The sequence below is a fragment of the Pseudomonas sp. MWU12-3103b genome (assembly GCF_023100615.1).
GTDB classification, from domain to species: Bacteria; Pseudomonadota; Gammaproteobacteria; order Pseudomonadales; family Pseudomonadaceae; genus Aquipseudomonas; species Aquipseudomonas putida_A.
In genome coordinates this window covers 1-25208 of the sequence record NZ_JALMEY010000023.1, presented here as the reverse complement: position 1 = coordinate 25208, position 25208 = coordinate 1, and the positions used below count along the sequence as shown (strand labels likewise).

The 25208-nt window shown below is 58.2% G+C and carries 20 protein-coding genes; 7 read left to right on the top strand and 13 right to left on the bottom strand.

What is annotated here, in order from left to right; genetic code table 11:
- The first annotated feature begins 39 nt into the window (after nt 1-39).
- The 3 genes from recJ (at nt 40) to M0808_RS26575 (ending at nt 3740) form a co-directional block, all read left to right on the top strand.
- On the top strand, nt 40-1749 hold the full coding sequence (recJ, locus tag M0808_RS26585) for a single-stranded-DNA-specific exonuclease RecJ (protein ID WP_247843034.1): 1710 nt from the start codon (nt 40-42) through the stop codon (nt 1747-1749).
- Nucleotides 1750-2017: 268 nt separating this feature from the next.
- On the top strand, nt 2018-3124 hold the full coding sequence (locus tag M0808_RS26580) for an NADH:flavin oxidoreductase/NADH oxidase (protein ID WP_247843033.1): 1107 nt from the start codon (nt 2018-2020) through the stop codon (nt 3122-3124).
- 82 nt (nt 3125-3206) lie between these two features.
- Entirely contained in the window at nt 3207-3740 is a 534-nt protein-coding gene (locus tag M0808_RS26575) for a GNAT family N-acetyltransferase (RefSeq protein WP_247843032.1), read from the top strand.
- A gap of 159 nt (nt 3741-3899) precedes the next feature.
- Here the strand turns inward: M0808_RS26575 and M0808_RS26570 are convergent, their stop codons facing one another.
- A complete protein-coding gene (locus M0808_RS26570; RefSeq protein WP_139053775.1) occupies nt 3900-5528 on the bottom strand; it encodes a glucan biosynthesis protein D in 1629 nt (542 codons plus the stop codon).
- A gap of 392 nt (nt 5529-5920) precedes the next feature.
- Here M0808_RS26570 and M0808_RS26565 point away from each other — a divergent pair, with 392 nt between their 5' ends.
- A complete protein-coding gene (locus tag M0808_RS26565) occupies nt 5921-6106 on the top strand; it encodes a hypothetical protein (RefSeq protein WP_003222012.1) in 186 nt (61 codons plus the stop codon).
- Nucleotides 6107-6155: 49 nt separating this feature from the next.
- On the opposite strand, the gene M0808_RS26560 is transcribed toward M0808_RS26565, so the two are convergent.
- Nucleotides 6156-6668: a Bro-N domain-containing protein gene (locus M0808_RS26560; RefSeq protein WP_247843031.1), complete on the bottom strand. Its 513-nt coding sequence runs from the start codon at nt 6666-6668 to the stop codon at nt 6156-6158.
- 346 nt (nt 6669-7014) lie between these two features.
- Here M0808_RS26560 and M0808_RS26555 point away from each other — a divergent pair, with 346 nt between their 5' ends.
- Both M0808_RS26555 and M0808_RS26550 read left to right on the top strand, forming a co-directional pair.
- The gene (locus tag M0808_RS26555) at nt 7015-7596 is read left to right on the top strand and encodes a hypothetical protein (protein ID WP_064120575.1); all 582 of its coding nucleotides are present in this window, start codon (nt 7015-7017) and stop codon (nt 7594-7596) included.
- Nucleotides 7597-7601: 5 nt separating this feature from the next.
- Entirely contained in the window at nt 7602-8159 is a 558-nt protein-coding gene (locus tag M0808_RS26550) for a hypothetical protein (RefSeq protein ID WP_123587135.1), read from the top strand.
- A 58-nt stretch (nt 8160-8217) separates the two neighbouring features.
- On the opposite strand, the gene M0808_RS26545 is transcribed toward M0808_RS26550, so the two are convergent.
- The 8 genes from M0808_RS26545 to M0808_RS26510 all read right to left on the bottom strand — a co-directional run bounded on the left by M0808_RS26545 (nt 8218) and on the right by M0808_RS26510 (nt 18279).
- The gene (locus M0808_RS26545) at nt 8218-9702 is read right to left on the bottom strand and encodes an amino acid permease (RefSeq protein ID WP_247843030.1); all 1485 of its coding nucleotides are present in this window, start codon (nt 9700-9702) and stop codon (nt 8218-8220) included.
- 220 nt (nt 9703-9922) lie between these two features.
- Complete coding sequence (locus M0808_RS26540) at nt 9923-11347, bottom strand: gamma-aminobutyraldehyde dehydrogenase (protein ID WP_247843029.1); 1425 nt, start codon at nt 11345-11347, stop codon at nt 9923-9925.
- A gap of 167 nt (nt 11348-11514) precedes the next feature.
- Complete coding sequence (locus M0808_RS26535; RefSeq protein WP_003222021.1) at nt 11515-12324, bottom strand: ABC transporter permease; 810 nt, start codon at nt 12322-12324, stop codon at nt 11515-11517.
- Nucleotides 12314-13249 (bottom strand): ABC transporter permease, encoded by a 936-nt coding sequence (locus tag M0808_RS26530; protein WP_096795795.1) that lies wholly within the window; start codon nt 13247-13249, stop codon nt 12314-12316. Before M0808_RS26530 ends, M0808_RS26535 begins: the two co-directional genes overlap by 11 nt.
- 1 nt (nt 13250) lies before the next feature.
- Nucleotides 13251-14288 (bottom strand): ABC transporter ATP-binding protein, encoded by a 1038-nt coding sequence (locus M0808_RS26525; protein WP_247843028.1) that lies wholly within the window; start codon nt 14286-14288, stop codon nt 13251-13253.
- 251 nt (nt 14289-14539) lie between these two features.
- Entirely contained in the window at nt 14540-15691 is a 1152-nt protein-coding gene (gene ydcS / locus M0808_RS26520) for a putative ABC transporter substrate-binding protein YdcS (RefSeq protein ID WP_247843027.1), read from the bottom strand.
- Nucleotides 15692-15776: 85 nt separating this feature from the next.
- Complete coding sequence (locus M0808_RS26515; RefSeq protein ID WP_098967403.1) at nt 15777-17234, bottom strand: gamma-aminobutyraldehyde dehydrogenase; 1458 nt, start codon at nt 17232-17234, stop codon at nt 15777-15779.
- A gap of 130 nt (nt 17235-17364) precedes the next feature.
- A complete protein-coding gene (locus M0808_RS26510) occupies nt 17365-18279 on the bottom strand; it encodes a LysR family transcriptional regulator (RefSeq protein WP_007967749.1) in 915 nt (304 codons plus the stop codon).
- A gap of 177 nt (nt 18280-18456) precedes the next feature.
- Here M0808_RS26510 and M0808_RS26505 point away from each other — a divergent pair, with 177 nt between their 5' ends.
- Nucleotides 18457-19173: a tellurite resistance TerB family protein gene (locus M0808_RS26505; protein WP_247843026.1), complete on the top strand. Its 717-nt coding sequence runs from the start codon at nt 18457-18459 to the stop codon at nt 19171-19173.
- A 9-nt stretch (nt 19174-19182) separates the two neighbouring features.
- Here the strand turns inward: M0808_RS26505 and M0808_RS26500 are convergent, their stop codons facing one another.
- The 3 genes from M0808_RS26500 to tssI form a co-directional block, all read right to left on the bottom strand.
- Nucleotides 19183-19854 carry a hypothetical protein gene (locus M0808_RS26500; RefSeq protein ID WP_134787553.1) on the bottom strand — a complete coding sequence of 224 codons (672 nt, stop codon included), beginning with the start codon at nt 19852-19854 and terminating at the stop codon, nt 19183-19185.
- A gap of 551 nt (nt 19855-20405) precedes the next feature.
- Nucleotides 20406-23678: a hypothetical protein gene (locus M0808_RS26495; RefSeq protein WP_247843025.1), complete on the bottom strand. Its 3273-nt coding sequence runs from the start codon at nt 23676-23678 to the stop codon at nt 20406-20408.
- A partial coding sequence (gene tssI, locus M0808_RS26490; protein ID WP_247843024.1) for a type VI secretion system tip protein TssI/VgrG occupies nt 23675-25208 on the bottom strand: 1534 nt, incomplete at its 5' end. The genes tssI and M0808_RS26495, both read right to left, overlap by 4 nt.

Sequence of the window (25208 nt, the reverse complement as noted above, 5' to 3'; positions counted from 1 at the left end):
GATTAATCCCACGTATTCAAGAGAAGTTTCCGTTAGCCCATGCGTATTGATCCTCGACCGTTGCCTGCCACGCTGCCGTTTCTCGGTGACCTGCCACCTTTGCTGACCCGTTTGTACGCGGCGCGGGGTGTGCAGTCCGAGGCGGAGCTGGATAAAAGTCTGGCGCGGCTGATTCCGTTCCAGCAGCTCAAGGGCATCGAGGCGGCGCTGGATCTGCTGGTGACGGCGCTGGAGCAGCGTCAACGGATTCTGATCGTCGGTGACTTCGACGCCGATGGCGCGACGGCCAGTACGGTCGGCGTGCTCGGCTTGCGTCTGCTGGGCGCGGCGCATGTCGATTATCTGGTGCCGAACCGCTTCGAATACGGCTATGGCCTGACCCCGGAAATCGTCGAAGTCGCCCTGACCCGCGAACCGCAGTTGCTGATCACCGTCGACAACGGCATCTCCAGTGTCGAGGGCGTGGCGGCGGCGAAGAAGGCCGGGCTCAAGGTGTTGATCACCGACCACCACTTGCCCGGCGATGAACTGCCGCAAGCCGATGCGCTGGTCAACCCGAACCAGCCGGGCTGTGAGTTTCCGAGCAAGGCGCTGGCCGGGGTCGGGGTAATTTTCTACGTGTTGATGGCCTTGCGCGCGCGCCTGCGCAGTCTCGGCTGGTACGAGAGCAAGCCGCAGCCGAACATCGGCGAACTGCTGGATCTGGTGGCGCTGGGCAGCGTTGCCGACGTGGTGCCGCTGGACGCCAACAACCGGATTCTGGTGCATCAGGGCCTCGAGCGGATTCGCGCCGGGCGTGCCCGTCCGGGGATCAAGGCGATTCTTGAAGTGGCCAAGCGTGACGCCGCGCGAATCACTTCCACCGACCTTGGATTTATCGTCGGCCCGCGCCTGAACGCGGCGGGGCGCCTGGACGACATGAGCCTCGGCATTGAATGCCTGCTCACTGCCGACGCCAATCTGGCGCGGGAAATGGCCGCGCAACTGGACGGCATGAATCAGGATCGCAAATCCATCGAGCAGGGCATGCAGCGCGAGGCGCTGGCCCAGCTCAAGGACTTGCCGGTGGAATCGATGCCGTTCGGCCTGTGTCTGTTCGATCCCGAGTGGCATCAGGGCGTGATCGGCATTCTCGCCTCGCGGATGAAAGAGCGTTATTTCCGCCCGACCATTGCCTTCGCCGATGCTGGCGACGGGCTGCTCAAGGGCTCGGGGCGTTCGGTGCAGGGTTTCCACATTCGCGATGCCCTAAGCGTGGTGGCGGCGCAGCATCCGAACCTGATCGCCAAGTACGGTGGCCACGCGATGGCGGCCGGTCTGACTTTGCCGCAAGAGAATTTTCCGCTGTTCGCCGAAGCTTTCGATGCCGAAGTGCGTCGGCAACTTCGTGAGGAGGACCTGACCGGGCGCATGCTTTCGGATGGCACGCTGGCGGTCGAGGAATTCCATCTGGAACTGGCCCGCGCCCTGCGCCATGCCGGGCCTTGGGGCCAGCACTTCCCGGAGCCGCTGTTCCACGGCGTGTTCCAGTTGGTCGAGCAGCGGGTGGTCGGCGAGCGGCACCTCAAAGTGGTGCTGAAAAGCGAGTGCGGGTCGGTGAAGCTGGATGGCATCGCTTTCGGCATTGACCGTGATGTCTGGCCGAACCCGACCATTCAGTGGGTCGAGCTGGCCTACAAACTCGACGTCAACGAATTTCGGGGCAACGAGACGGTGCAACTGATGATTGCCCACATCGAACCGCGCTGACGCCATTCGCGAGCAGGCCCGCTCCCACAGGTACAGTGTTGCCCTTGTGGGAGCGGGCTTGCTCGCGAAGGCGCTCTTTCACACACAGAATTACTCTGAACCCTCCCTCATCCCCGGTTGTCGACTAGGCTCTAAGCACTGCTTGATTGGCCTTGTGACGTCTTGTCGATTTTTTTGCCCGCGGGGGCGGGTGCTGCACCATTTCCTGTCACTCGTCGACTTTTCAAACAGAACCCTGGAGCCTGCCCACTGATTTGAGAGGTGCCCCATGAGTCTGCTGCTCGAACCCTTTACCCTTCGCCAACTGACCCTGCCCAACCGCATCGCCGTGTCGCCGATGTGCCAGTATTCCAGCGTCGACGGTCTGGCCAACGACTGGCATCTGGTGCACCTGGGCAGCCGCGCAGTGGGCGGTGCCGGCCTGATTTTCACCGAGGCCACGGCGGTCACCGCCGACGGGCGGATCACCGCCGAAGACCTCGGTTTGTGGAACGACGAACAGATCGAACCGCTGCAACGCATCACCCGTTTCATCACGGCTCAGGGTGCGGTTGCTGGCATTCAACTGGCCCATGCCGGGCGCAAGGCCAGCACCCATCGGCCATGGATCGGCAAACACGGTAGCGTCAAGCCGGAGGATGGCGGCTGGACCCCGGTCGGGCCGTCGCCGATTGCCTTCGACCCACAGCACACGCAACCCAAGCAGCTGGATGAAGGGCAAATCGCCGAAGTCATCCAGGCCTTCGTCGCTGCGGCCAAACGTGCGTTGACCGCAGGTTTCAGCGTGGTCGAGGTGCATGCCGCCCACGGTTATCTGCTGCATCAGTTTCTGTCGCCGCTGAGCAATCAGCGCCGCGATCAATACGGTGGTTCGTTCGAAAACCGTATTCGGCTGGTCTTGCAAGTCACCGAGGCCGTGCGCGAGGTCTGGCCGCAAGAGTTGCCGGTGTTTGTCCGGGTTTCGGCCACCGACTGGGTCGAAGACGGCTGGAACCCGGATGAAACCGTGGAGCTGGCGCGCCGCCTCAAGGCATTGGGAGCGGATCTGATCGACGTCTCCTCCGGTGGTACCGCCGCCAACGCCGAGATTCCCGTGGGGCCGGGTTATCAGACGCGCTTCGCCGAACGGGTGCGCAAGGAGTCCGGCATCGCCACCGGCACCGTCGGCATGATTACCGAGCCGGCGCAGGCCGAGCACATTCTGCGCACCTGTCAGGCCGACATCATCTTCCTCGCTCGCGAGCTGCTGCGTGACCCTTACTGGCCGCTGCATGCCGATGATGATCTGGGTGGAGGCAAAGCGGTATGGCCTGCGCAGTATCAGCGCGCGACCCATCGTGATCAGCCGATTCACGAATCCGATCTGCGCGATTGATTTCAAACCGGCGCAACGTCTATAAACCCGCCATTGAACCGGCGGGTTTTTTCTTGCCTGCCATTTGCCAAGGAAGTCGAGCATGTTGATCGAGCGAGAACTGACCGAACCCGACTTGCCGTTGCTGGCGCAGATCGACCGCAGCGAGCTGGTGGAGGAATGTTATCGGCTGGAAAAAGGTGAGCTGATTCTGTACCCGGTGCATTTCGACATGCGTGGCTGGCCGGAAGGCGAAGCTGAGGGAAACGCGCTGGCGCTGGAGAAGTGCTTGCGGCGCGGTGGCTGGTTGTACGGGGTTTTCGATGGGCAGGCGCTGATCGCGGCGGTGGTTGTGGATAACCGGGTTATTCACAATCAGGGGTTGAGCATGCGCCAGTTGAAGTTTCTGCACATCAGCCGGGATTACCGCGGGCAAGGGCTGGGGGCGAAGTTGTTTGCGCTGGCTTGTAAGCAGGGTCGGCGATTCGGTGCCGAGGCGTTGTATGTTTCAGCGACTGAATCGCGCAACACTGTGGAGTTTTATCAGCGTCAGGGTTGCCGGTTGGTTGATCAGGCGGATCCAGAGTTGTTTGATCAAGAACCCAGAGACATTCATCTGTATTGCCCACTGACCTGACGCAGTTTCTTCAATAACCGATGTTGAATGTTCTGACGCATTCGCGAGCAAGCCCGCTCCCACCCTGGTTCTGTGTCGGTCGCAAACTGTGTGATCGACCGGGATCCAGTGTGGGAGCGGGCTTGCTCGCGAAGAGGCCCTTACAGGCGCCTCAAATCATCAAGGATATTTGCGCTTGTCCGGCGCCGGCGGGAAGTACTGGTACAACCAGGTCTCGCTCAATGTGCGGTCATTGGTGCGGATGAACAGGCGCAGTTCCACCGGATCGACACTGTCGCTGGTCGGGTACCAGTCGAACAGGATCCGGTAACCCTTGATGTCATCGAGCACCAGCACGCTGAAGTCTTGCACCTTGCCGTTGGAGCAGGTGACCACCGGTTCGATCCCGGTGCCCTGCGGCAGGCGATCGAGACCGCCACCGGTGAAGTCCACGGCAAAACGTCGCGCCCAGACCGGCGGGTAATGCTCGCCTGGTGCCCAGCCTTCGACGAAACCACCCATACCCGACCGGGTCGCATGCACTCGCGCCAGCGGCGTGCCGACCGGTGGCAGGGCGCTCCAGTAGAGCTTGTAGCCATAGTTCAGCGAGTCGCCGGCGGCCACTGGCTTCTTCGGCGTCCAGAACGCGACGATGTTATCGAGCGTTTCGCCGGTGGTAGGAATTTCCAGCAGATCGATGGAGCCTTCGCCCCACGCGGTTGTAGGCTCGACCCACAGGCTCGGGCGTTTGCTGTACCAGTCAACGGTGTCCTGATAGTTGGCGAATTCGTGGTCGGTCTGCACCAGACCGAAGCCCTTCGGATCGGTGTCGGCGAACGCGTTGAACTGCAGGGTCGCTGGGTTGTTCAGCGGACGGCAGATCCACTCGCCGTTGCCACGCCACATCGCCAGGCGATCGGAGTCGTGAATCTGCGGGTGGATGGTGTCGCACATGCGGCGTTCGTGGGTGCCGCAGCTGAACATGCTGGTCATTGGCGCGATGCCCAGTTGTTCGATGGCGGTACGCGCGTTGATGTGGGCGTCGATCTCCATCACCACGCGCTCGGCCTGGCAATCGATGTCGAAGCGGTAGGCACCGGTGGCGCTCGGCGAGTCGAGCAGCGCATAGACCACAAAACGCGTGGCGTTCTGATCCGGGGTCTCGAACCAGAATTTAGTGAAGTCCGGGAATTCTTCGCGCTTTTTCGCGTAGGTGTCGACGGCCAGGCCGCGAGCGGAGAGGCCATATTGGCCAGTCGCATCCACCGCGCGGAAATAACTGGCGCCGAGGAACGACACCACGTCATGGCGATCCAGCTCCGGCGCCTTGAACAGCTTGAAACCGGCAAAGCCCAGGTCACCTTTGAGCTGCTGGGTATCGACCGAGGTGTTCTCGTAATTGAACAGCGTCGGGCGGAAATGCACCTCGCGCGCGGTGCGGGTCTTCGGATCGACGCTGTACATGCGCACCGGCTGGCGGAAACCCATGCCGACGTGGAAGAACTGCACGTCCAGCTGACCCTTGTTCTCTTTCCACAGCGAATGATCGCCGTCGTAGCGGATCGCGTTGAAGTTCTGCGGGGTCATGGTCGCCAGCGTTGGCGGCAGCACCTGTTTGCTGTCCTGATAAGCCGAGCCGGCCAGTTGCTTGGCCTGGCGCTTCAGCGCTTCGAAGTCGAAAGCCTGGGCCTCGCCATCGGCGGCGCCACCATTGGCTGCCCAGGCACGGGCGGCCAGCAGGCCGGAAGCCGAGAGACCGGTGTAAGCCGCAATGGCCATCGACGCTTTGAGCAAATTCCTGCGGTGCATAAATACAACCTGTCGTGAGCAATCCCGCGCCGTTCCTGGCACGTGCTGGATCAGAAATTACGGTTCGGACAAGCCTTCGGCCAAACGCAACGGACTATAAACAGATGCCGGCTAGCTTAAACGGTTCGCTCGCCGAGCAAAATTCGTTGATTCACAGTGACAGAGTGTCAATGAAACAAGACATGTCGGTTAAAAATCTGACAGGGCGTTCTGATTTATGCGGCATATCTGCTTTTTTCGACTAATTACTCTAAAAACCGCTTTTCAGCGCCGATTTAATTTCTATTCTATGGGCATGACCGGTGTTGACCGGTAGGGCACACGGCGCTGCTGTAAGGGGCAGGGCGATGTGGTGGTTTAGCAATTCTTTGAAGTATTGAAGGACATCGTCCATGGCAAAAATACAAGGTATCGCCGAAATGCTCGGCATCTTCCCCTGCCTCGGCAGCGGCCGTAGAAGGCGTCGTTTGAGTTCTGAAGAGCTGAAGCTGGTGGAACGTTATCGCGAGTTGTCGGAGAGTGACCGGATAGCGATGCGGTATCTGGTGGATGCGATGCGCAGTGTTTCGCGGTTTTGAGTGGAAATAAAAAGGGGCGGACTGAAAGGTCCGCCCCTTTTTATTTGGATCAGCTACACGTTCCCAGGACTGGATACGGCCGCTGGCCGCGCATCAACTCCGGCACATCCCGCCATTTGACCCACGCCTGCTGTTGCCAGTGCAGCAGCGGTACGGTAACGCCTGCCCAATGCATTGAGCTCAAGCTCGGGTGGTTTTCCACAGGGTTTGATTGAGTTTCGCGCAGCATCGGGATGACTTCATGGCTCAGCCATTGGCGCAGGTGTCGGTTTTCCGGGACGAAGTGATGGACGAGCAGGGCGAACAGGCCGGACTCGCTGACCATCGCGCAATCGATGATTTCGCCGTCCCGACGCAGGAGGACATGGCGACGCTGGTCGGGATCGAGTTTCAGGGTGAGGCGTTCGTTCAGGGGGTAACCCATCAAGCGACCGAGATCTTGCACGCAGAACCAGGCTTCGTGGTCTTGCATGAAGGCGTGGAGGAAGCGGTTGTGGCGGGTGAAGGCGGTGGGGGTGAAGAAAGCGGAGCTTTCAGAAGGAATTTGTACATGGTTAGGCATTTTTCGACTCCAATATTGAGAATAGAGCCGCCACTCAAATGAGTGCGGTCACGCCGTTTTGATATTTATTCCGGCTCCGACACCGGGCCGCTGATTTCGCCGCCGAGAGAAAGCCTATCGGCTAGCAACCTACGACGCCAAGTCGGTTCTATCGATACCTTCTGTAGGAAAGAGGATTTATAGCTGAGGGTCGTATCTGTAGGAAATGCCTGTTTTTGCATTGGCGCCAGCGAGACCGCCCCTCACCAGTGTTTTTTCCGTTATTTGTTTGAATATTGCGCATCGTTGCAGATGCCGGCCCGTCGTTTCAGGGCTCAAAGGATTGTGACGAATAAAGGAGAATTCAATGAAGGTATCTCTCAAGCAGATCAACGGCCCTTGGGATCAGGGCTGGGTGCTGGACAAACACATGGTAAGTAGTACCTTTCTTGGCAACGATGATCGCGGACACCCATGCTTCGATAATCAGCGTACTGAGATTGGTGAGGCGACCTACCAGCTCAAATACCAGAAGGATTGGACTCAGGTCAGTCCACTTGCCCAGGCAGTAGCGACAAATGTGTTCCCAAAACTGAACCAGGTCGGGTTTGTAGTGCCTATGCCCGCTTCAAATATTCGTCAGCGACAACCGGTGACTGAAGTTGCCCTGGCGTTGGGACGAATTATCGGTCGGCCGGTTTTCACGGATTTGCTTCGAAAAGCGACCACGGGAAAGTCGCTCAAGGATTTACATTCCAAAGCCGACAAGGTTGCCGCGATTGGAGACAGTTTCACTGTCAATGATGAAATCACCACCGATGGATGCTGGAATGTTTTGGTTGTAGATGATTTGTTTGATAGCGGAGCGTCGATGGACGCGGCCTGTGCTGTTCTGCGTAAATATCCGAAAGTAGGGAAAATTTATGTCGCAGCGCTAACTTGGAAGTGAATTCAATGACCACTGTATTTATTGCTGGCTCTATCAACATCAAGAACCTTGATCCGAAGGTTAAAGAGCGCATCAATAATATCGTCGCGTCAGATTTTGAGGTGGTGGTTGGGGATGCAGGTGGCGCCGATACCTCCATTCAGGAGTACCTGCTGAGTCTCGAACGATCCAAAACCACGGTGTTCTGCAGCGGTTCTGCTCCTAGGAATAATCTTGGACAGTGGCCCGCCAGAACAGTCGACTCCAAGCATTCCAAGGGGTCGAGAGCCTTCTTCACCGAGAAAGACGTCGTCATGGCCGAAGCAGCTGACTACGGTTTGATGATCTGGGACGCAAAGAGCACCGGCACGCTCAGCAACGTCATTGAACTGTTGTCGAGAAAGAAGAAGTCGCTTGTCTTCGTCAACAAGGAAAAGGAATTCAAAGTGGTCGGAGACGTCAGTCAGCTCGAAGAGTTGATTGCATTCATGTCCGATCACGCCAAGCAAAAAGCCAATGAAAAAATCAGGTTGTTCGATCGTATTTCGTTACTGAAGCACGATCAGGCAGAGCTTTCTTTTTGATGACTTTTCTCGTCTTTGCTGAACCCCGACACTTTGTCGGTGCCGGGGTCAGAAGCGCTTAGCGACTCACCTTCCAAGCATCCCCAGCCGGCGCCTTCCCATGGTCATACGGCTTGCCAATCCACATATAAATCAACCCCAGTCCAATCACGATCACCGTGCTCAACACCATCGCATAGTTCACGTACCACGCCGCATCCGGCGTGCGTGGCCAGGCCATGTTGATGATTGCGCCGACGCCATACACCAGCGCGCCGATGTTCACTGGCCAGCCCCACGCGCCGAGGGTGAATTTGCCGCTGGGTTTCCAGCCTTTCATCCGCGCATACAAAGCAGCCAGTACGATCATCTGGAATGCGAGGTAGATGCCGATAGCGGCGAAGCTGACGATGGTGGCCACGGCGTCTTGCAGGAAGAAGCCGAGGGCGATGATCAGGGCGGGCAGGACGCCGGACACGAACAGCGCGGCAACGGGCACCTGAGTGGTAGGAGAAATCTTTTTCAGCAGTCGGCTGCCGATGACCATTTCATCGCGAGCGTAGGAGTACAGCAGACGACTCGCCGCAGCCTGCAGGCTGATGACGCAGGAGATGAAGGAAATCATTACCACGCCCATCACCACTTTCGAGCCGACCGGGCCGAAGGCGTTGTTGAGGATGGTGGTGACCGGGTCCTTGTCGGTGCCGTTGATCACCGCTTGCATGTCCGGCACGGCGAGGATCAGCGCCAGGCAGGCGAACATCGCCGCGATGCCTCCGATGTAGATGGTCATGCGCATGGCCACCGGGATTTTTGCACTGGGGTTCGGGGTTTCTTCGGCGACGTCGCCGCAAGCCTCGAAGCCGTAGTAGAGGAACATCCCGGCCAGTGACGCGGTGAGGAACGCCGGCAGGTATGAGCCATCGACGCTGATGTCGAAAGTGTTGAACAGCACGCTCAGCGGTTGGTGGCGCTCGAAGATCAGCAGGTACACGCCGACGATCACCGCGCCGACCAGTTCGCAGAGGAAGCCGAACATGGCGATACGAGCCAGCACTTTGGTGCCGCTCAGATTGACCAGCGTGGCGAACAAGGTCAGCACCAGCGCGATGACGATGTTGGTGTTGTTGCTCGGCTCAAACCCGAGCATCGCCGCCAGATACGGGCCGGCACCGACGGCCACCGCCGCGATGGTCACGCACAGGGCGATGGAGTAGATCCAGCCGACCATCCACGCCCATTTTTTGCCGACCAGACGTCGCGCCCATGGATAAACGCCGCCGGAAATCGGGAACTGCGAGACCACTTCGCCGAAGATCAGGCACACCAGCAACTGGCCGCAACCGACCAGTAGATAGGCCCAGAACATCGGTGGCCCGCCGGCCGCGAGGCACAGGCCGAACAGGGTATAAACCCCCACGACCGGTGACAGATAGGTGAACCCTAAAGCGAAGTTTTCCCACAGGCTCATGCTGCGGTTGAAGTTCGAGGTGTAGCCGAGTTTGCGCAGTTGTTCGGCATCGCTGTCGGCAACGGCGGCCGAGAATTCGGGTGAGGCATTCATGGGTGTTTGCTCCGGGAAATCGGCAGATTTCGGATGGCCGAAGCCGTGGCGGGGCTTTGTGGGCGCCGCCCGGGTCGGTAGTTATTGTTTTGGAATCCTGGTGGTGCGTAATGCCGGTTTTCTTCCTGAAACCGAGGTGACGCCTTCGCGAGCAAGCCCGCTCCCACCTTGGAATGCGTCCCCCTGTGGGAGCGGGCTTGCTCGCGAAGCTTTTAAAGGCTTAGTGCTTGAACATCACATGCCGAACCGTGGTGTAGTCCTCCAGCCCGTACATGGACATGTCCTTGCCGTAACCGGACAATTTCTGACCGCCATGGGGCATTTCGCTGACCAGCATGAAGTGCGTGTTGACCCAGGTGCAGCCGTACTGCAACCGCGCGGACAAGCGATGCGCGCGTCCGACATCCGCCGTCCACACCGAGGAGGCGAGGCCGTAGTCGGAATCGTTGGCCCACTCCAGCGCCTGCGCTTCATCGGTGAACTTGGTTACTGACACCACCGGCCCGAACACTTCGCGGCGGACGATCTCGTCATCCTGTTGCGCGTCGGCCAGCACCGTCGGCTCGAAGAAGAAACCGTCGCCTTCCACAGCCTTGCCACCGGTGATCAAGCGAATGTGCGACTGTGCTACGGCGCGCTCGACGAACGCAGCGACGCGGTCGCGATGCTGCGCGGTGATCAGCGGCCCCAGTTCGGTCGATGGATCATCCTGCAAGCCGTATTTGATGCTGCTCACCGCCGCGCCGAGCTTCTCGACAAACTTGTCGTAAATGCCTTGCTGCGCATAGATCCGGCACGCGGCAGTACAGTCCTGTCCGGCGTTGTAGAAACCGAAGGTGCGGATGCCTTCAACCGCCGCATCGATGTCGGCGTCGTCGAAGATGATCACCGGTGCCTTGCCACCCAGTTCCATGTGCATGCGTTTGACGCTGTCGGCGGTGCTGGAAATGATGTTCGAGCCAGTGGCGATGGAGCCAGTCAGCGAGACCATGCGCACTTTAGGATGCGTGACCAACGGGCTGCCGACGCTAGGACCGCGACCGAATACCAGATTGAGTACACCGGCCGGGAAGATTTCCGACGCCAGTTCGGCCAGACGCAACGCGGTCAGCGGGGTTTGTTCCGACGGCTTGAGCACCACGGTATTACCGGCAGCGAGGGCCGGGGCGATTTTCCAGGCGACCATCATCAACGGGTAGTTCCACGGCGCGATGGAGGCAATTACGCCCACCGGGTCGCGGCGGATCATCGAAGTATGGCCGGCAAGGTATTCGCCACCGGCCGAACCGCTCATGCAACGGCTGGCGCCGGCAAAGAAACGGAACACGTCGGCAATCGCCGGGATCTCGTCGTTCAGTGCGGCGCTGTAGGGTTTACCGCAGTTGTCGGATTCGAGTTTCGCCAGTTCCTCGCCGTGGGCTTCGATGGCGTCGGCGAGTTTGAGCAGCAGCAGCGAACGGTCTTTCGGTGTGGTTTGCGACCACTCGGCGAAGGCGTTGTCGGCGGCGCGCACGGCGGCGTCGACTTGGGCCTCGGAGGCTTCGTTGATCTCCACCAGTATGCTGCCGAGCGCCGGGTTGAGCACCGGTTGGGCCGGGCCTTCGCCGTTGACCAGGTGGCCGTTGATCAAGAGTCTGGTTTGCATGTCTGTTGTCCTCACTAACACTTTTATTGTTCTGTCGAAACCGGATTGAAACTGTGGGAGCGAGCTTGCTCGCGAAGGCGGTGTGTCAGCCGACATCAATGTTGGATGTGACGGCCCCTTCGCGAGCAAGCTCGCTCCCACAGGGGATCTAGGTGTCCGATAGATGTCTATTTCCCACCACTGCCCGCGACACTCTCGCCACCCCGGGTCAGGTAATACGCGCCGAGAATCGGCAGCATGGTCACCATCATCACCAGCATGGCGACGACGTTGGTCACCGGCACATCCCGTGGGCGGCTGAGCTGGTTGAGCAGCCACAACGGCAACGTGCGCTCATGCCCGGCGGTGAACGTGGTGACGATGATTTCGTCGAACGACAGCGCAAAGGCGAGCATGCCGCCGGCCAGCAACGCCGAGCCGAGGTTCGGCAGGATGATGTACCGAAAGGTCTGCCAACCATCGGCACCCAGATCCATCGAGGCTTCGATCAAACTGTGCGAAGTACGCCGCAGACGGGCGATGACGTTGTTGTAGACGATCACCACGCAGAACGTCGCGTGACCAACGATGATGGTGAACATCCCCGGCTCGATCCCCAGCGTCTTGAACGTCGCCAGCAGCGCGATCCCGGTGATGATCCCCGGCAGCGCGATCGGCAAAATCAGCATCAGCGAAATGCCCTGCTTGCCGAAGAAATCGCGGCGGTACAACGCTGCCGAAGCCAGCGTACCGAGCACCATCGCGATCAACGTGGCGATGGCGGCAATCTGCAGTGAGAGCTTGATCGCCTCCAGCACATCCGGCCGCGAAAACGCCACGCTGAACCAGTGCAGGGTGAAGCCCTTCGGCGGAAAGCTGAACGCGGCTTCCTCGGTGTTGAAGGCGTAAAGAAAGATGATCAGGATCGGGAAGTGCAGAAACACCAACCCGCCCCAGGCGGCGATACGCAGGCCCAGTGAAGCGCGCTCAGAGTGCATCGAAGGCCCCCAGACGTTTGACGATGGACAGATAAACCGCGATCAACACAATCGGCACCAACGTGAACGCCGCCGCCATCGGCATGTTGCCGATCGCACCTTGCTGCGCGTAGACCATGCTGCCGACGAAGTAACCCGGCGGCCCGACCAATTGCGGCACGATGAAGTCGCCCAGGGTCAGGGAAAAAGTGAAGATCGAACCGGCAGCAATTCCCGGAATCGACAGCGGCAGAATCACCTGCATGAAGGTCTGGCGCGGCCTGGCGCCGAGGTCGGCGGAGGCCTGCAGCAGTGACGGCGGCAGACGTTCCAGCGAAGCCTGAATCGGCAGGATCATGAATGGCAGCCAGATGTAGACGAACACCATGAACCGCCCCAGATGCGAGGTCGATAAGGTGCTGCCACCCACACCGGGAATCCCCAGAATGAACTGCAACACCGGTTCCAGCCCCAGGTGCTGGACGAACCACTGCGCGACACCGCCCTTGGCCAGCAGCAACGTCCAGGCGTAGGCCTTGACGATGTAACTGGCCCACATCGGCAGCATCACCGCGATGTAGAAAAACGCCTTGGTCTTGCCCGTGGTGTAGCGCGCCATGTAGTAGGCAATCGGGAACGCGACGATGGCGCTGGCGATCGACACGACGATGGCCATGCTCAGCGTGCGCAGGATGATATCGAAGTTCGACGGCTGAAACAGCGCGGCAAAATTCGCCAGCGTCAGGTCAGGGGTGACTGCCATGGTGAAGTCGTCAAAGGTGTAGAAACCTTGCCACAACAGCACCAGCAGCGAGCCGAGATAGATCGCGCCGAACCACAGCAACGGCGGCACCAGCAGCAGCGACAGATAAAGATTCGGCTTGCGATAGAGCAGGTTGGAGAACCGGCGCAGGGGCGGTGCTTGAGTCATCGCGAGCGTGCTCATTTCAGACCCCGCTCGCGACGGTGTCTTGCAGCGGGATCATCGCTTCCCGCGCCCAGCGTGCGCTCAGGCGCTGGCCGGTCTGGTGCTGCGCGCTGCTATCGATCCACTGATTGTTGGCGTGGCTGATGCTCAGGGTCTGGCCATTTTCCAGCGTCAGTTCATAGCGCGTGGCGCTGCCCTGATACTGGATGTCGTGGAGCAGACCGCTGACTTCGATTTCATGGCTGGCGAGCGGCCCTTCGGCAAAACGCACGTGCTCGGGGCGAATCGAAAATGGCTGCGGATGGCCGCTGATTTGCCGTGCGAGATCGCCACGAATCACATTCGAAGTACCAACGAATTCGGCGACGAACGTGGTGGTCGGTTTCATGTACAGATTGCGCGGGGTGTCGACCTGTTCGATGCGGCCCTTGTTGAATACAGCGACGCGATCGGACATCGACAGCGCCTCGGTCTGGTCGTGAGTGACGAAGATGAAAGTGATGCCGAGCTGGCGTTGCAGCTTCTTCAGTTCACTCTGCATCTGCTCGCGCAATTTCAGGTCGAGGGCGCCCAATGGCTCATCAAGCAACAGCACGCGCGGGCGATTGACCAAGGCGCGGGCGAGGGCGACACGCTGGCGCTGACCGCCGGACAACTGCACCGGTTTGCGTGCGCCGTAGCCACCGAGGGCGACCATGTCCAACGCCTCTTCGGCGCGCTTGTGGCGTTCGGTTTTGCTCACGCCTTTGACCTTCAAGCCATAGGCGACGTTGTCCAGCACGTTCATGTGCGGGAACAGCGCGTAATCCTGGAAGACCGTGTTCACATCACGCTGATACGGCGGCAGACCGGCGGCTTCGGCGCCGTGAATGCGGATCGAGCCGGCGCTCGGTTGTTCGAATCCGGCGATCAGGCGCAGGCAGGTGGTTTTGCCCGAGCCGGAAGGGCCGAGCATGGAAAAGAACTCGCCGTCCTGGATATCGATGGAAACCCGGTCAACGGCTTTCACTTCGCCGAACTGCCGGGAAACGTTGGTGAACTGGACTGCAAGCGTCATGGTGCGGTGCTCCAAAAAGGCGCGGGCCGTCGCAGCGGCCCTCGCCTGGACTTCTGAAAAAACTGAAACATCTAACGGTGAATGCGATCCGCTTTTAGCTCCCTCTCCCTCCGGGAGAGGGCGGGGGGTGAGGGTGGCCTCATTGGCCGTCGCCCTTCAATCAAGAGCAAAGTCAAAAGCCACCCCCTCACCCCAGCCCTCTCCCCCAGGGGGGAGAGGGGAAAGGGAGTTAGACCAAGTTGCTCTCGGGCTTACCTGCCGCCCATGATCGCAATGTAGTCCTGAGTCCAGCGGCTATAAGGCACGAACTTGCCGCCCTCGGCCTGCGGGGTTTTCCAGAAGGCGATCTTGTCGAACTGGTCGAAGCCATTGGTCTTGCAACCCTCGGCGCCGAGCAGTTCGCTCTCCTTGCACGCCGCCGGCACGGCTGGCAGCGAACCAAACCACGCCGCCACGTCACCCTGGACTTTCGGCTGCAACGACCAGTCCATCCACTTGTACGCGCAGTTCGGGTGCTTGGCTTCGGCGTGCAGCATGGTGGTGTCGGCCCAACCGGTGGCGCCTTCTTTCGGGATGGTCGAGGCGATCGGTTGTTTCTCGTTGATCAGGCCGTTGACCTGATACGGCCAGGCGCTCGACGCCACCACGCCTTCGTTCTTGAAGTCGCTCATCTGTACCGTGGTGTCGTGCCAGTAACGGTGAATCAATGGCTGCTGCGCGCGCAACAGATCAAGCACAGCCTTGTACTGCGCTTCGGTGAGTTGATACGGATCCTTGATCCCCAGCTCAGGTTTGGCGGTCTTCAGGTACAGCGCCGCGTCGGCGATGTAGATCGGGCCGTCATAAGCCTGCACGCGGCCCTTGTTCGGTTTGCCGTCGGGGAAATTCTGCGCGTCGAACAGTACGTTCCAGCTGGTCGGCGGCGTCTTGAACACTTTGGTGTTGTACATCAGCACGTTCGGGCCCCACTGATACGGGGTGCCGTAGGTCTGGTTGTTGACTACGTACCACGGCGCATCTTTCAGCCTTGGGTCGAGGGTTTTCCAGTTCGGGATCAACGCGGTGTTGATCGGTTGCACGCGCTTGCCGACGATCAGGCGCAACGAGGCATCGCCCGAAGCGGTGACCAGATCGTAACCACCCTTGGCCATCAGGCTGACCATCTCGTCGGAGGTCGCGGCGGTCTTGACGTTGACCTTGCAGCCGGTTTCTTTCTCGAAACCGCTCACCCAGTCGTAAGCCTTGTCGCTCTCGCCACGTTCGATGTAGCCCGGCCAGGCCACGATATCCAGCTGACCCTCGCCGGCGCCGACCGCCTTCAGCGGCTCGGCAGCTTGCAGGCTGGCGCTGGCCAGCAAGGCTGTGGTGATTGCACTGAGCAGTGCGGTCTTGTGCACGAACATGGTTAAACCCTCTTCTTTAAATTATGGTCGGGGCAGTTGTGAACGCGGTGAAGCCATGCCGTTTTGCGGCTTGTTATTAGCGTAGTCAGAGATGCTGGCCGTGGCGGGCCATGATGTGCCGCACCACGCTGTAGTCCTGCAGCGAATCACTGGATAAGTCTTTACCGTATCCCGAGCGTTTCAGCCCGCCGTGGGGCATTTCGCTGACCAGCATGAAATGGCTGTTGATCCAGGTGCAGCCGTACTGCAAACGGGCGGCGACCTGCATTGCCTTGTCCAGATTCTGCGTCCACACCGACGAGGCGAGGCCGTATTCGGAGTCGTTGGCCCAGTCCACGGCTTGCGCGAGTTCGTCGAAGCGGGTCACGGTGACCACCGGGCCGAACACTTCGCGCTGGACGATTTCATCAGTCTGTTTGCAACCGGCCAGCAACGTCGGCTGGTAGAAGAACCCGGCGCCGGAATGCACCGCCGCGCCGGTCACCCGCTCGATGTGCGGCTGGCCGAGGGCGCGTTCGACGAAACTGGCGACGCGGTCGCGCTGGCGGGTGCTGATCAGCGGGCCGATCTCGTTGTCGGCATCGCGCTTGCCGGCGAAGCGCAGGCTGCTGACCGCTGCGCCGAGCTCGGCGACCAATTTGTCGTGAATGCCTGTTTGCGCGTAGATCCGGCACGCGGCTGTGCAGTCCTGCCCGGCGTTGTAGTAACCGTAGGTGCGCACGCCGTCGACCACCGCTTGAATATCCGCGTCGTTGCAGACGATCACCGGGGCTTTGCCGCCGAGTTCCAGATGCGTGCGCTTGAGGGTTTTTGCCGCCGCCTGAAGGATCTTCTGCCCGGTGACGATATCGCCGGTCAGCGAGACCATGCGCACCTTGGCGTGACCGACCAGATGGCTACCGACGCCTTCGCCACCGCCGCAGATGATGTTGATCACCCCGCGCGGCAGGATCTCGGCGAGTGCTGGCGCCAGTGCGAGGATCGACAGCGGTGTGTGTTCGGATGGCTTGAACACCAGCGTATTGCCGGCGGCGAGGGCCGGGGCGATTTTCCACGCGGCCATCATGATCGGGTAGTTCCACGGGGCAATCGACGCCACCACGCCAATCGGATCGCGACGCACCATGCTGGTGTAACCCGGCAGGTACTCGCCACTGAGCTGACCGGTCTGGCAGCGCACGGCACCAGCGAAGAAGCGGAACACGTCGACGGTGGCGGTCAGATCGTCCTGCCGCGCCAGGTGCAGCGGCTTGCCGCAGTTCAGCGCTTCGAGACGGGCGAGGTAGTCGGCGTGTTTTTCGACGGCGTTGGCGATGTCCAGCAGCAGACTGGAACGTTGTTGCGGCGTGGTCCGTGACCATTCGGCAAAGGCACGGTGGGCGGCGAGGATCGCGGTTTCGACCTGCTCGGTGCTGGCCTCGGCGATGTGGGTGAGGATTTCACCGCTGGCCGGGTTGAGGATCGGTTCGACAAAACCCTGCCCGGCGACCAGTTCGCCGTCGATCAACAACGCGGTACACATCGGGGTCTGCACGCCAGCCATTTTCCGCGATCTCTTTTCTTGTGTGGTCATTGTGGCTCCCGTGCCCGGGAGCCGACCGTCTTATAGATGCAGCAAGACTAGTGCGCGGCTCCGAGGTCGACAAATTCTAAATACTGAAGGTGGCATTCGATTAAATAGATGGCTTGCGTCCGCCGTGCGGCTGCTCGCGGGCTACGGTCAGAAATGGATCAACCAGGGCAGGGCGCGCGGTCCCACGGCGCCAGGCCAGACCGACATCGAGGGTCTGGTTGAGGTCGGCAATCGGCCGCGCTTCGATGATGTCGCCCTCCAGTGACCATGGGCGATAAGTCATGTCCGGCTGGATTGATACACCCAGACCTGCCGCCACCAGACTTCGCACGGCTTCGGTGGATGCGGTTCTGAGAGTGATCTTCGGTTGCAGCCCGGCGCCGCGCCAAAGTCTTTGGGCGTTGCGATCCATTTCATCAACATTCAGTTGAATCAGCGGTTCGCGAGCGACATCGGCGAGGTTGATGCTGTCGTGTTCCAGCAGCGGATGCTGGGCCGGCAGCCACAGACGGTGCGGCGAGTGGGTCAGCACTTCGGTCTGCAGGGCGTGGCGGTCTTCGAGGTTGGAGAGGATCAGCACGCCGACATCGATTTCGCCGCTGACCAGCAAATGCTCGATGTACGGCCGCTCGTCTTCCATCACCCGGATCTCGACGTTGGGATAGGCACGCTGGAACCGGGTGAGCAGATCGGCGAGGTAATAACCGGCGACCAGGCTGGTCACGCCGACAATCAACTGACCGGCGACCTGATCGGTGCTCTGTTGCAGGCTGCGCTTGGCGTTATCCACCGTGGCCAGAATCAGGTGCGCCTGCCGCAGGAACTGGTGGCCCTGGTGAGTCAGGGTCATGCCCTTGGCATGACGGCTGAACAGGCTGACGCCGATTTCCTCTTCCAGTTGCTGAATGGCCAGGGTCAGGGTCGATTGGGAAATGAACGCGGTTTGCGCGGCGGCGGAAATCGAGCCGGTCTCGGCCACCGCGATAAAGTGACGGATCTGACGCAGGGTCATCATGAGGAGGGTACCCGGTGGGCGGTTTTTATAGATTGGCCTGAGTGTATATCTATTTTCGCGAAGGGCTGCTGCAGGCGGAGCAACATCTGGAAGCACACTCGCAAGCAGGGGCGGGGCACTTTCGAACTAGGCTGAGGGCCTGATAGATCCGGATAACCCCTGTTTTGGAGGCGGAACATGAACACCCGTGGATTGCTCGATCAACTACTCAAGTCTGGCCAGGATCTTTTGCAGAACAAGGCCGGTGACGCGCAGAACAAACCGGCGGCTGGCGGGCTGGGCGGTTTGCTGGGTGGGTCTTCAGGCTCCGGTGCGCTGGGCGGCCTGCTCTCGGGGGCAGGCGGTGGTGCTCTAGCGGCCGGGGCCATGGGCCTGCTGCTCGGCAGCAAAAAGGCGCGAAAGGTCGGCGGCAAAGTTGCGGTCTACGGTGGCCTCGCTGCCCTTGGTGTGCTGGCCTATAAGGCTTACGGCAACTGGAACGCCCAGAAAGGCACCGCCCCACAAACCGAACCGCAAACCCTGGATCGTCTGCCACCGGCGCAAGCCGAGCAGCACAGCCAGGCGATTCTCAAAGCACTGGTCGCCGCCGCCAAGGCTGACGGTCACATCGATGACCGCGAACGCCAGTTGATCGAGGGCGAATTCACCCGACTCGACAACGATCAGGAACTGCAACACTGGCTGCACGCCGAACTTAACAAACCCCTCGACCCCATCGACGTCGCCCGTGCTGCGAGTACGCCAGAAATGGCGGCGGAGATGTACATCGCCAGTGTGATGCTGGTGGACGAGGAGAGCTTTATGGAGAAGAGCTACCTGGATGAACTGGCGAAGCAGTTGAAGCTGGAGCCGGGGTTGAAGGTGGAGTTGGAGAAGCAGGTGCGACAGTTGTGAATTGATACCTCATCCAGGCCGATGAACATCATCAAAATCATCGGCCTTCGGAGTAGCAACGATGCCTTTCGCTTCTTGAGCGCGGTAATACGCCTCAATCGTCAACAATGGATCGATACGCGCTTTGACAATGCAAGCTTCCTTTTGCCATGGATACTCATGTAACTGCTTGGACAGAGTCTTCAGACCACCTGTGATCCATCCCTTTTCCGACTGATCCCTCCATCGTCTTGGGTTGCGGCCTGTTTTCACATCGTAGGCTGCAGTTACGGGATCAAGATGGCGGCTTTGCTCAAGCACAGGCAAGTCGGGCAATGGCTGCGTTACATCCATATAGCGCTGCAGGCAGTCCCAGAAAGCGAGTGCGTTGGCCTGATCCAGCCCGAGCGAGTGAACCTTGGTGGCCAAGCAAATTTTATTATCCGTATAGCGGTGATTTAACCACAGCGCATAGTCATGGGAGCCGAAGCCATTAGGAAGCAGCTGAAGCACTGGGTCGAACTCTTCAAACGGGGCAACGAATAACTTTCGGAAACGCCTTTTGAACCTGAGCATGCCGTCAGTTCGATTGAATTCGCTGCCATCGTGTGTGCTGATTTTGCTATGAATCCACAGCAGTGCGTCGGTACCAAGGGACGCTACGAAATACAGAAAGGCGCCTGCCCATAGGGCGATACACATAGAGTTTGCACTGAATAATGAGTCTTTTATCCAATAGGTAGCAATTGCACCGGCTACAAATCCCAATATTTGCATGTGGTGAAGAAATTTATTTCCCGTCATGAATAACACGAGAGAGGAGAGCATCAAAATGGCAGTTGAAATACCAATGATCGCTCCTCCTGCGGTGCCAGGGTTGCCATATCCTAACTCTGTGCCTATAGAACCAAAGACCCCCAAAACCCAAGGCGCCCAGATGAACGAATAGCTGATGAGCTTAAGTACGAAGAAAAAATGGGTGGCTTTGCTGGAGTTCTGAAACTTCCAGCGTTCATGACTGCAATAGGATTCTATGACGTTATCGATTTTTTTATCCGAGTCAGAGAGTCTGATCGCTTCAAGTTGAGAGCTGACTTCCACCTCCGGTTCTAAATTGGCGTAATTGCCAAATGCGAGATGAGTGTTAAACATTCCGGTCCGGTTTGCATCTTCCGGCCAGCGAGGTGGTGGCAAAGGTTTTTTGCTATCGCTTCGATATGCTCCAATCGTATAAGTCGTATCTCTTTCTGTAATCATACTTTAGACTCGATTATCTCAATCTGCCAATAAGCTGGTACGTCCTCGGCTGGAATTTTATCCGAAGGTGTTTGGCGATCTTTAGAAGTAAATGCTTTCCATTTTTTTGGGCTAGGTTGAGGCAGCACTAAAATATCTTCTGTTTCGTTAACGCTGAGTTCAAATTGCGCGCTGATTTTAAGCCCCTCCGTCATGTCGAAGCTATAGCGTTGCAGTGGATTAAGGTGCACGACGGGAAGGCTAGGTGACAGAATGTACAGTACACTGGTCGCATCGAGTGGTAAGGCAGAGATTTTTGGATTCGTCGCCGGTACACGGTGATACCGTTTGACCGCTAATAATCCAGACTTCTCTATTTTGCTTTGGAATTCTTGTACGATCAATCGGAACTTTTTATCATTTTCAAACATTGCGAGTAGAGGCGAGCTCAAAACTACAGCCCAGTCATTGTCATTCAGCAGTTGCTTTTCAGGAAGCACGCATTCCAGTGCCGAGTCAGGCTTTTTTGACCGATTGTTATCTGCGTTTTGTAATGCGATTCTATGAGCCGCTGGCGCCTTTTTGCGCCATTGCGATAAGCGCTCAACAAATATCTGGGGTCTCCCGATGATGCCCAGAAGTTGCTGATAAGCTATTTTCTGGTCTTTTAAATGGGTAAAAATATCACTCTTGCCAATGAGGCTGTCCAACATTCCTGCCTCGGCAAATTGAATCCCAAAAGGGCCTTTTTTTACGATTATTTCAGTATCGCTGTCAGTGAATATATTCGCAGCAATTGTGCCGCCGACAGTCATTAACACGCCAGCGAGCAAGATGTATGGATTTACAACCAGACCTAATCCATAAGCGCCCCACAAGCCGCTGCCAACTGCAACAACTCCATACGCTGCGGCGGCATCAGTATCGCCCTGACTGAAGGATCGGTAACTGTCCCATCCGCCCAGTACCGCACCTCCAAGGGTTGCGATACCGCCTACCGAACGAAGTAATGGTAGTTTTGAACTGCCCGTCTGGTTTTTTAGATTCTTTGCCCAGTTTGTGGAGATTTTCGCTATGTCAAATCGCGGCTTGGTTAACTTTTGCTCCATCGTTGAACCGAGTAGTAGCTTGCTGTGGCTTCCCAGTGCTGCAGATAAATCCAGTGTTGCGCTGGCTATCCCTGCGCTTCCTCGAAGGGTCTCATCACTACTGTTGAGGTCTTTATAGGCTTTTATCTGTGCCCAAATATTATATGTTGCAAACGCAACCATGAGTGTTGGTATTGTTTTGTTTTTCTCTAAAGCTTGCGTAGCTGAACTCATTTGTACGCGAAAGGCGCTGTAACTTGCCAGGTCCGGGTGGTCCTTGGGTATTGCAATTACGGTTAAGTTACGCAGGCTTGGTCGTGAGGAGGCGCCGATTCGTGGACTTGTGCTACCTAAAATTCCACCTGATTGATTATGCAGCGTCGCATAGCGATAACTTTTTCTGGTTAGTGCCTGACGTTCGACTTCAGTGATTCCACCGCGCAAACCAGCGCCTTGTACACCAATAACAACATAATCCTGTGCGAGCGCTTGGCCTTGTTGCATCAGTTTTATAGTTGCTACTTTTGGCAGTAGCACTGAGAGTGTAGAAAATGCGGGCGTGAATATACGATCAAGCTGGATTTTTGAGGCGTTTTGAGATAGTCGGCCAATTTGCGCGACTACACTTGCGCCAAGGTTATCGAATAAGTCAGCGAGAAAATAAACGAAACCCTTCCCCGCACTTGGCTGATCCACTGCTCCGGTCAACGTGGATGTCAGGATCAAAGTACTCAGCCCGGTCAATGCTGGGTCGGGCGCTTGGGCTGTTTTTCGAAGTTTGATAATTCGTTTTATCGTCTCTGGAAGCTGTTCCTGGTTTTTTGCTAATAACAGTGAGCCAAGCGGGTGCTCACCTTTCAATATGGCCTCGCAAATGCGATTTGCGGACGTAATAATCTCTTTGTATCCTTCACCGGTATACATTGCATCGCAACGATCAGGTAACTGATTGAGCGCCTCAAGTATTTCGGTCATTAAACTGTAAGGCTCTAAGAGGCCCTCATCATTTCTATAGCACCAGTCAAGAAGGACTGTATGCACTTTTCTGTCAGTTATTTCAATAAGGCGAGCCAGTCTTGCGGCCAATTGCTCTCGACATTTTTTTCGCTCCTCTTCAAATACGACACTCTGCAATTTGGGCAAATCGACCTTGTCTTTTAAGTCGGCCAATGGCCCTTCGAGCGTGCTGTACAAAACCTGAGCATATTGTCCATGTTGCTGATGGGGAACAAGAGCATTCAGAGTCTGCAGATAATCAACACATTCGCGAATTTGCGTCGTCGCGTGGCGCACTTCGTATAGCGGATCGTCGAGAATCATCCCAATCAGATGCGGGTAACCACGCAGTCCGTTTTGGGTCAGCAAATCCTCTCCAGCCTCCAGGGTCGGTAGAGCCGGCGGTGGCGCGTGTTTTATTTTTTGAGCGAGCTCTTCTTTGCGCTTTTGCAGCTTCACGATTAGCGCATCGGGTTTGAAGGCTGCGAAGTCCGGCGTGAACTGTGCAGGATCTTCCATAGCCGCTTCAATGCTGAAGTCGCGTGAACGCAGGCCTTTGGTCAGTTTTGCGATCGGTGTCGCGGGGTGAATTGATGTGGGTTTCCAGATCGTCGTCTCACCCGCTGTTGCTGCCCAGGCGGAGGCCATATTTTGGCTGCGGGCCCTTATTCGGCTCGGGTCTTCTTCCAGCCAGGTGATGTATTCCCACGTCCAGGAAACTTCACTAAAAGCCATGCTGAATTGTCGACCCAAAAAGCGGCCGTCGAGTATCATCGGTACCAGGATCAACTGCTGATTGACGCCTACTGGCTCACGTTTATCGGCGTTGCCTTTTTGATCCGCCACTTTTCGCCAGTGGACCAGGTCGACTTCGGCCAACTGCCCTTTACCATCAGTAACGAGTTCACGCCAAACCTTGTTGTTTTGGAACACATAGACGCGACCCACCCGCGGCACGCCGCCCTGCAGCGTTTCATTGAGCTTGTCGTGGCCGGGCAGGCGGGCCAGAGGTGTGACTGCAAGCACAATATTTTTCTGGAACCTGTCCAGTTCTTCAGTGGTTTTCGCGTCCACCATGACGGGAATCTGCAGGTGCCCGCCGTCGATACGTTCTACGTTAAGCACCAGCCGGTATTTTTGATCATTCTCGTAGTCGACCTTCTTACGCGTTCCTTCGTTAATGGACTTGTCCTTGAACTCACTCATGCCTTGTCCTCTGGCCCCAGCAATTGCAATTGGCTGCCTGATTCGGGATCGCCCCACACATCGACGATGAGGGCCTCTTTACCTTTTTCGCTGGTATTTCTCGCGGCGGGTTTATTTAGCGGTGCGTTGCCCAGGAGTTGTCCGACCGGCGCGGTATCTGCTGGCTTGGGTGGCACTGGCAGTGCCGCTGCAGCTCCCGTCCCGCTAACTGGACTGCCGCCGGAGTTCATGTCTATCACCGGGCCGCTCAGTGTAACGCCACTGGCGTCGATCTTGATGAAGCTGCCGCCGCCAATCAGGGTCAGTTCGCTACCGGCTTCCATTACGATTTTGGTGCCACTATCAAGATGAATCTCCTGGCCGGCATCAATGAACTGGCCGGTGCCGATCTTGATGTGCTGGTTGACGCCCACGGTCAGGTGGTCGTTGGCGCGGGCTTCGACTTTGCGGTCTTCGTAGACGGTGTGGTGTTCTTCTGCCTTGAATTCGGTGTAGCTGTTCTGCTCGACGGTGTCGTGGCGTTCGTTGCCGACGCGGATTTTCTGGTCGTGCTCGATGTTCTCGTCCCAGTCGCGCTGGGCATGCAGGTAGATATGCTCCTGACCTTTTTTGTCTTCGATGCGCAGTTCGTTGTAACCGCCGCCCCCCATCGAGCTCAGGGTCTTGAAGGTGCTGCGGGTCTTGTTCGCCGGCAGTGCGTAGGGGACGGTGTTTTCCTTGTGGTACAGGCAGCCGCTGATCAGCGGTTGATCGGGGTCGCCTTCAAGGAAGGTGACCAGCACTTCCATGCCGATACGCGGGATGGCGATGCCGCCGTACTGGGCGCCGGCCCAGGCGCTGGAGACGCGCAGCCAGCAACTGGTCTTGTCGTCGGCCTGGCCTTCGCGGTCCCAGTGGAACTGGACTTTGACCCGGCCGTACTGGTCGCAGTGAATCTCTTCACCTTTGGGGCCGGTAACCACGGCGCTCTGGCTGCCGAGGATGCGCGGTTTCGGGTGGCGCAGCGGTGGACGGTTCGGCACGTCCCACGGGGTCGCCTGAAAGCGGTTGCGATAGCCCTGATGGAAATCGTCTTTGAGGGCAGTGGTGTCGCTGGTCACCGACTCTTCGAGCACTTGCGGCTGCTTGCCTTCGTGCAGGATTTCGGTGAGCAGCCACAGGTCATTCCATTTGGCTTTCGGGTGCTCGGTCAGGGCGAGGAAATGACCGCTGACCAGAAGTGGCTGATCACTCTTGCCTTCGGCGAGCTGGAAGTCGCTGCGGTGACGTTCGAGGGCGCGTTTGGCCAGGTGTTTGCCGCGCTCGCGGTCGATGAAACGGCCCGGGTAGTCGTAGTCTTCGAGGTCGGGAAGGGCGTCGCCGCGGTTTTCGCTTTCCAGGGTCAGACGTGGTTTTTCGAAGTCGTAATCGCGGCGCGTGGTACGGCTGGTGCGGGTTTCCAGGCGCAGGTCGAAACGCTTGATCACCGGGGTGTTGGCGACCATGCCGGAGTCTTGCTGGTAGGCCACAGGCTGGAGTTTCGGGAACACT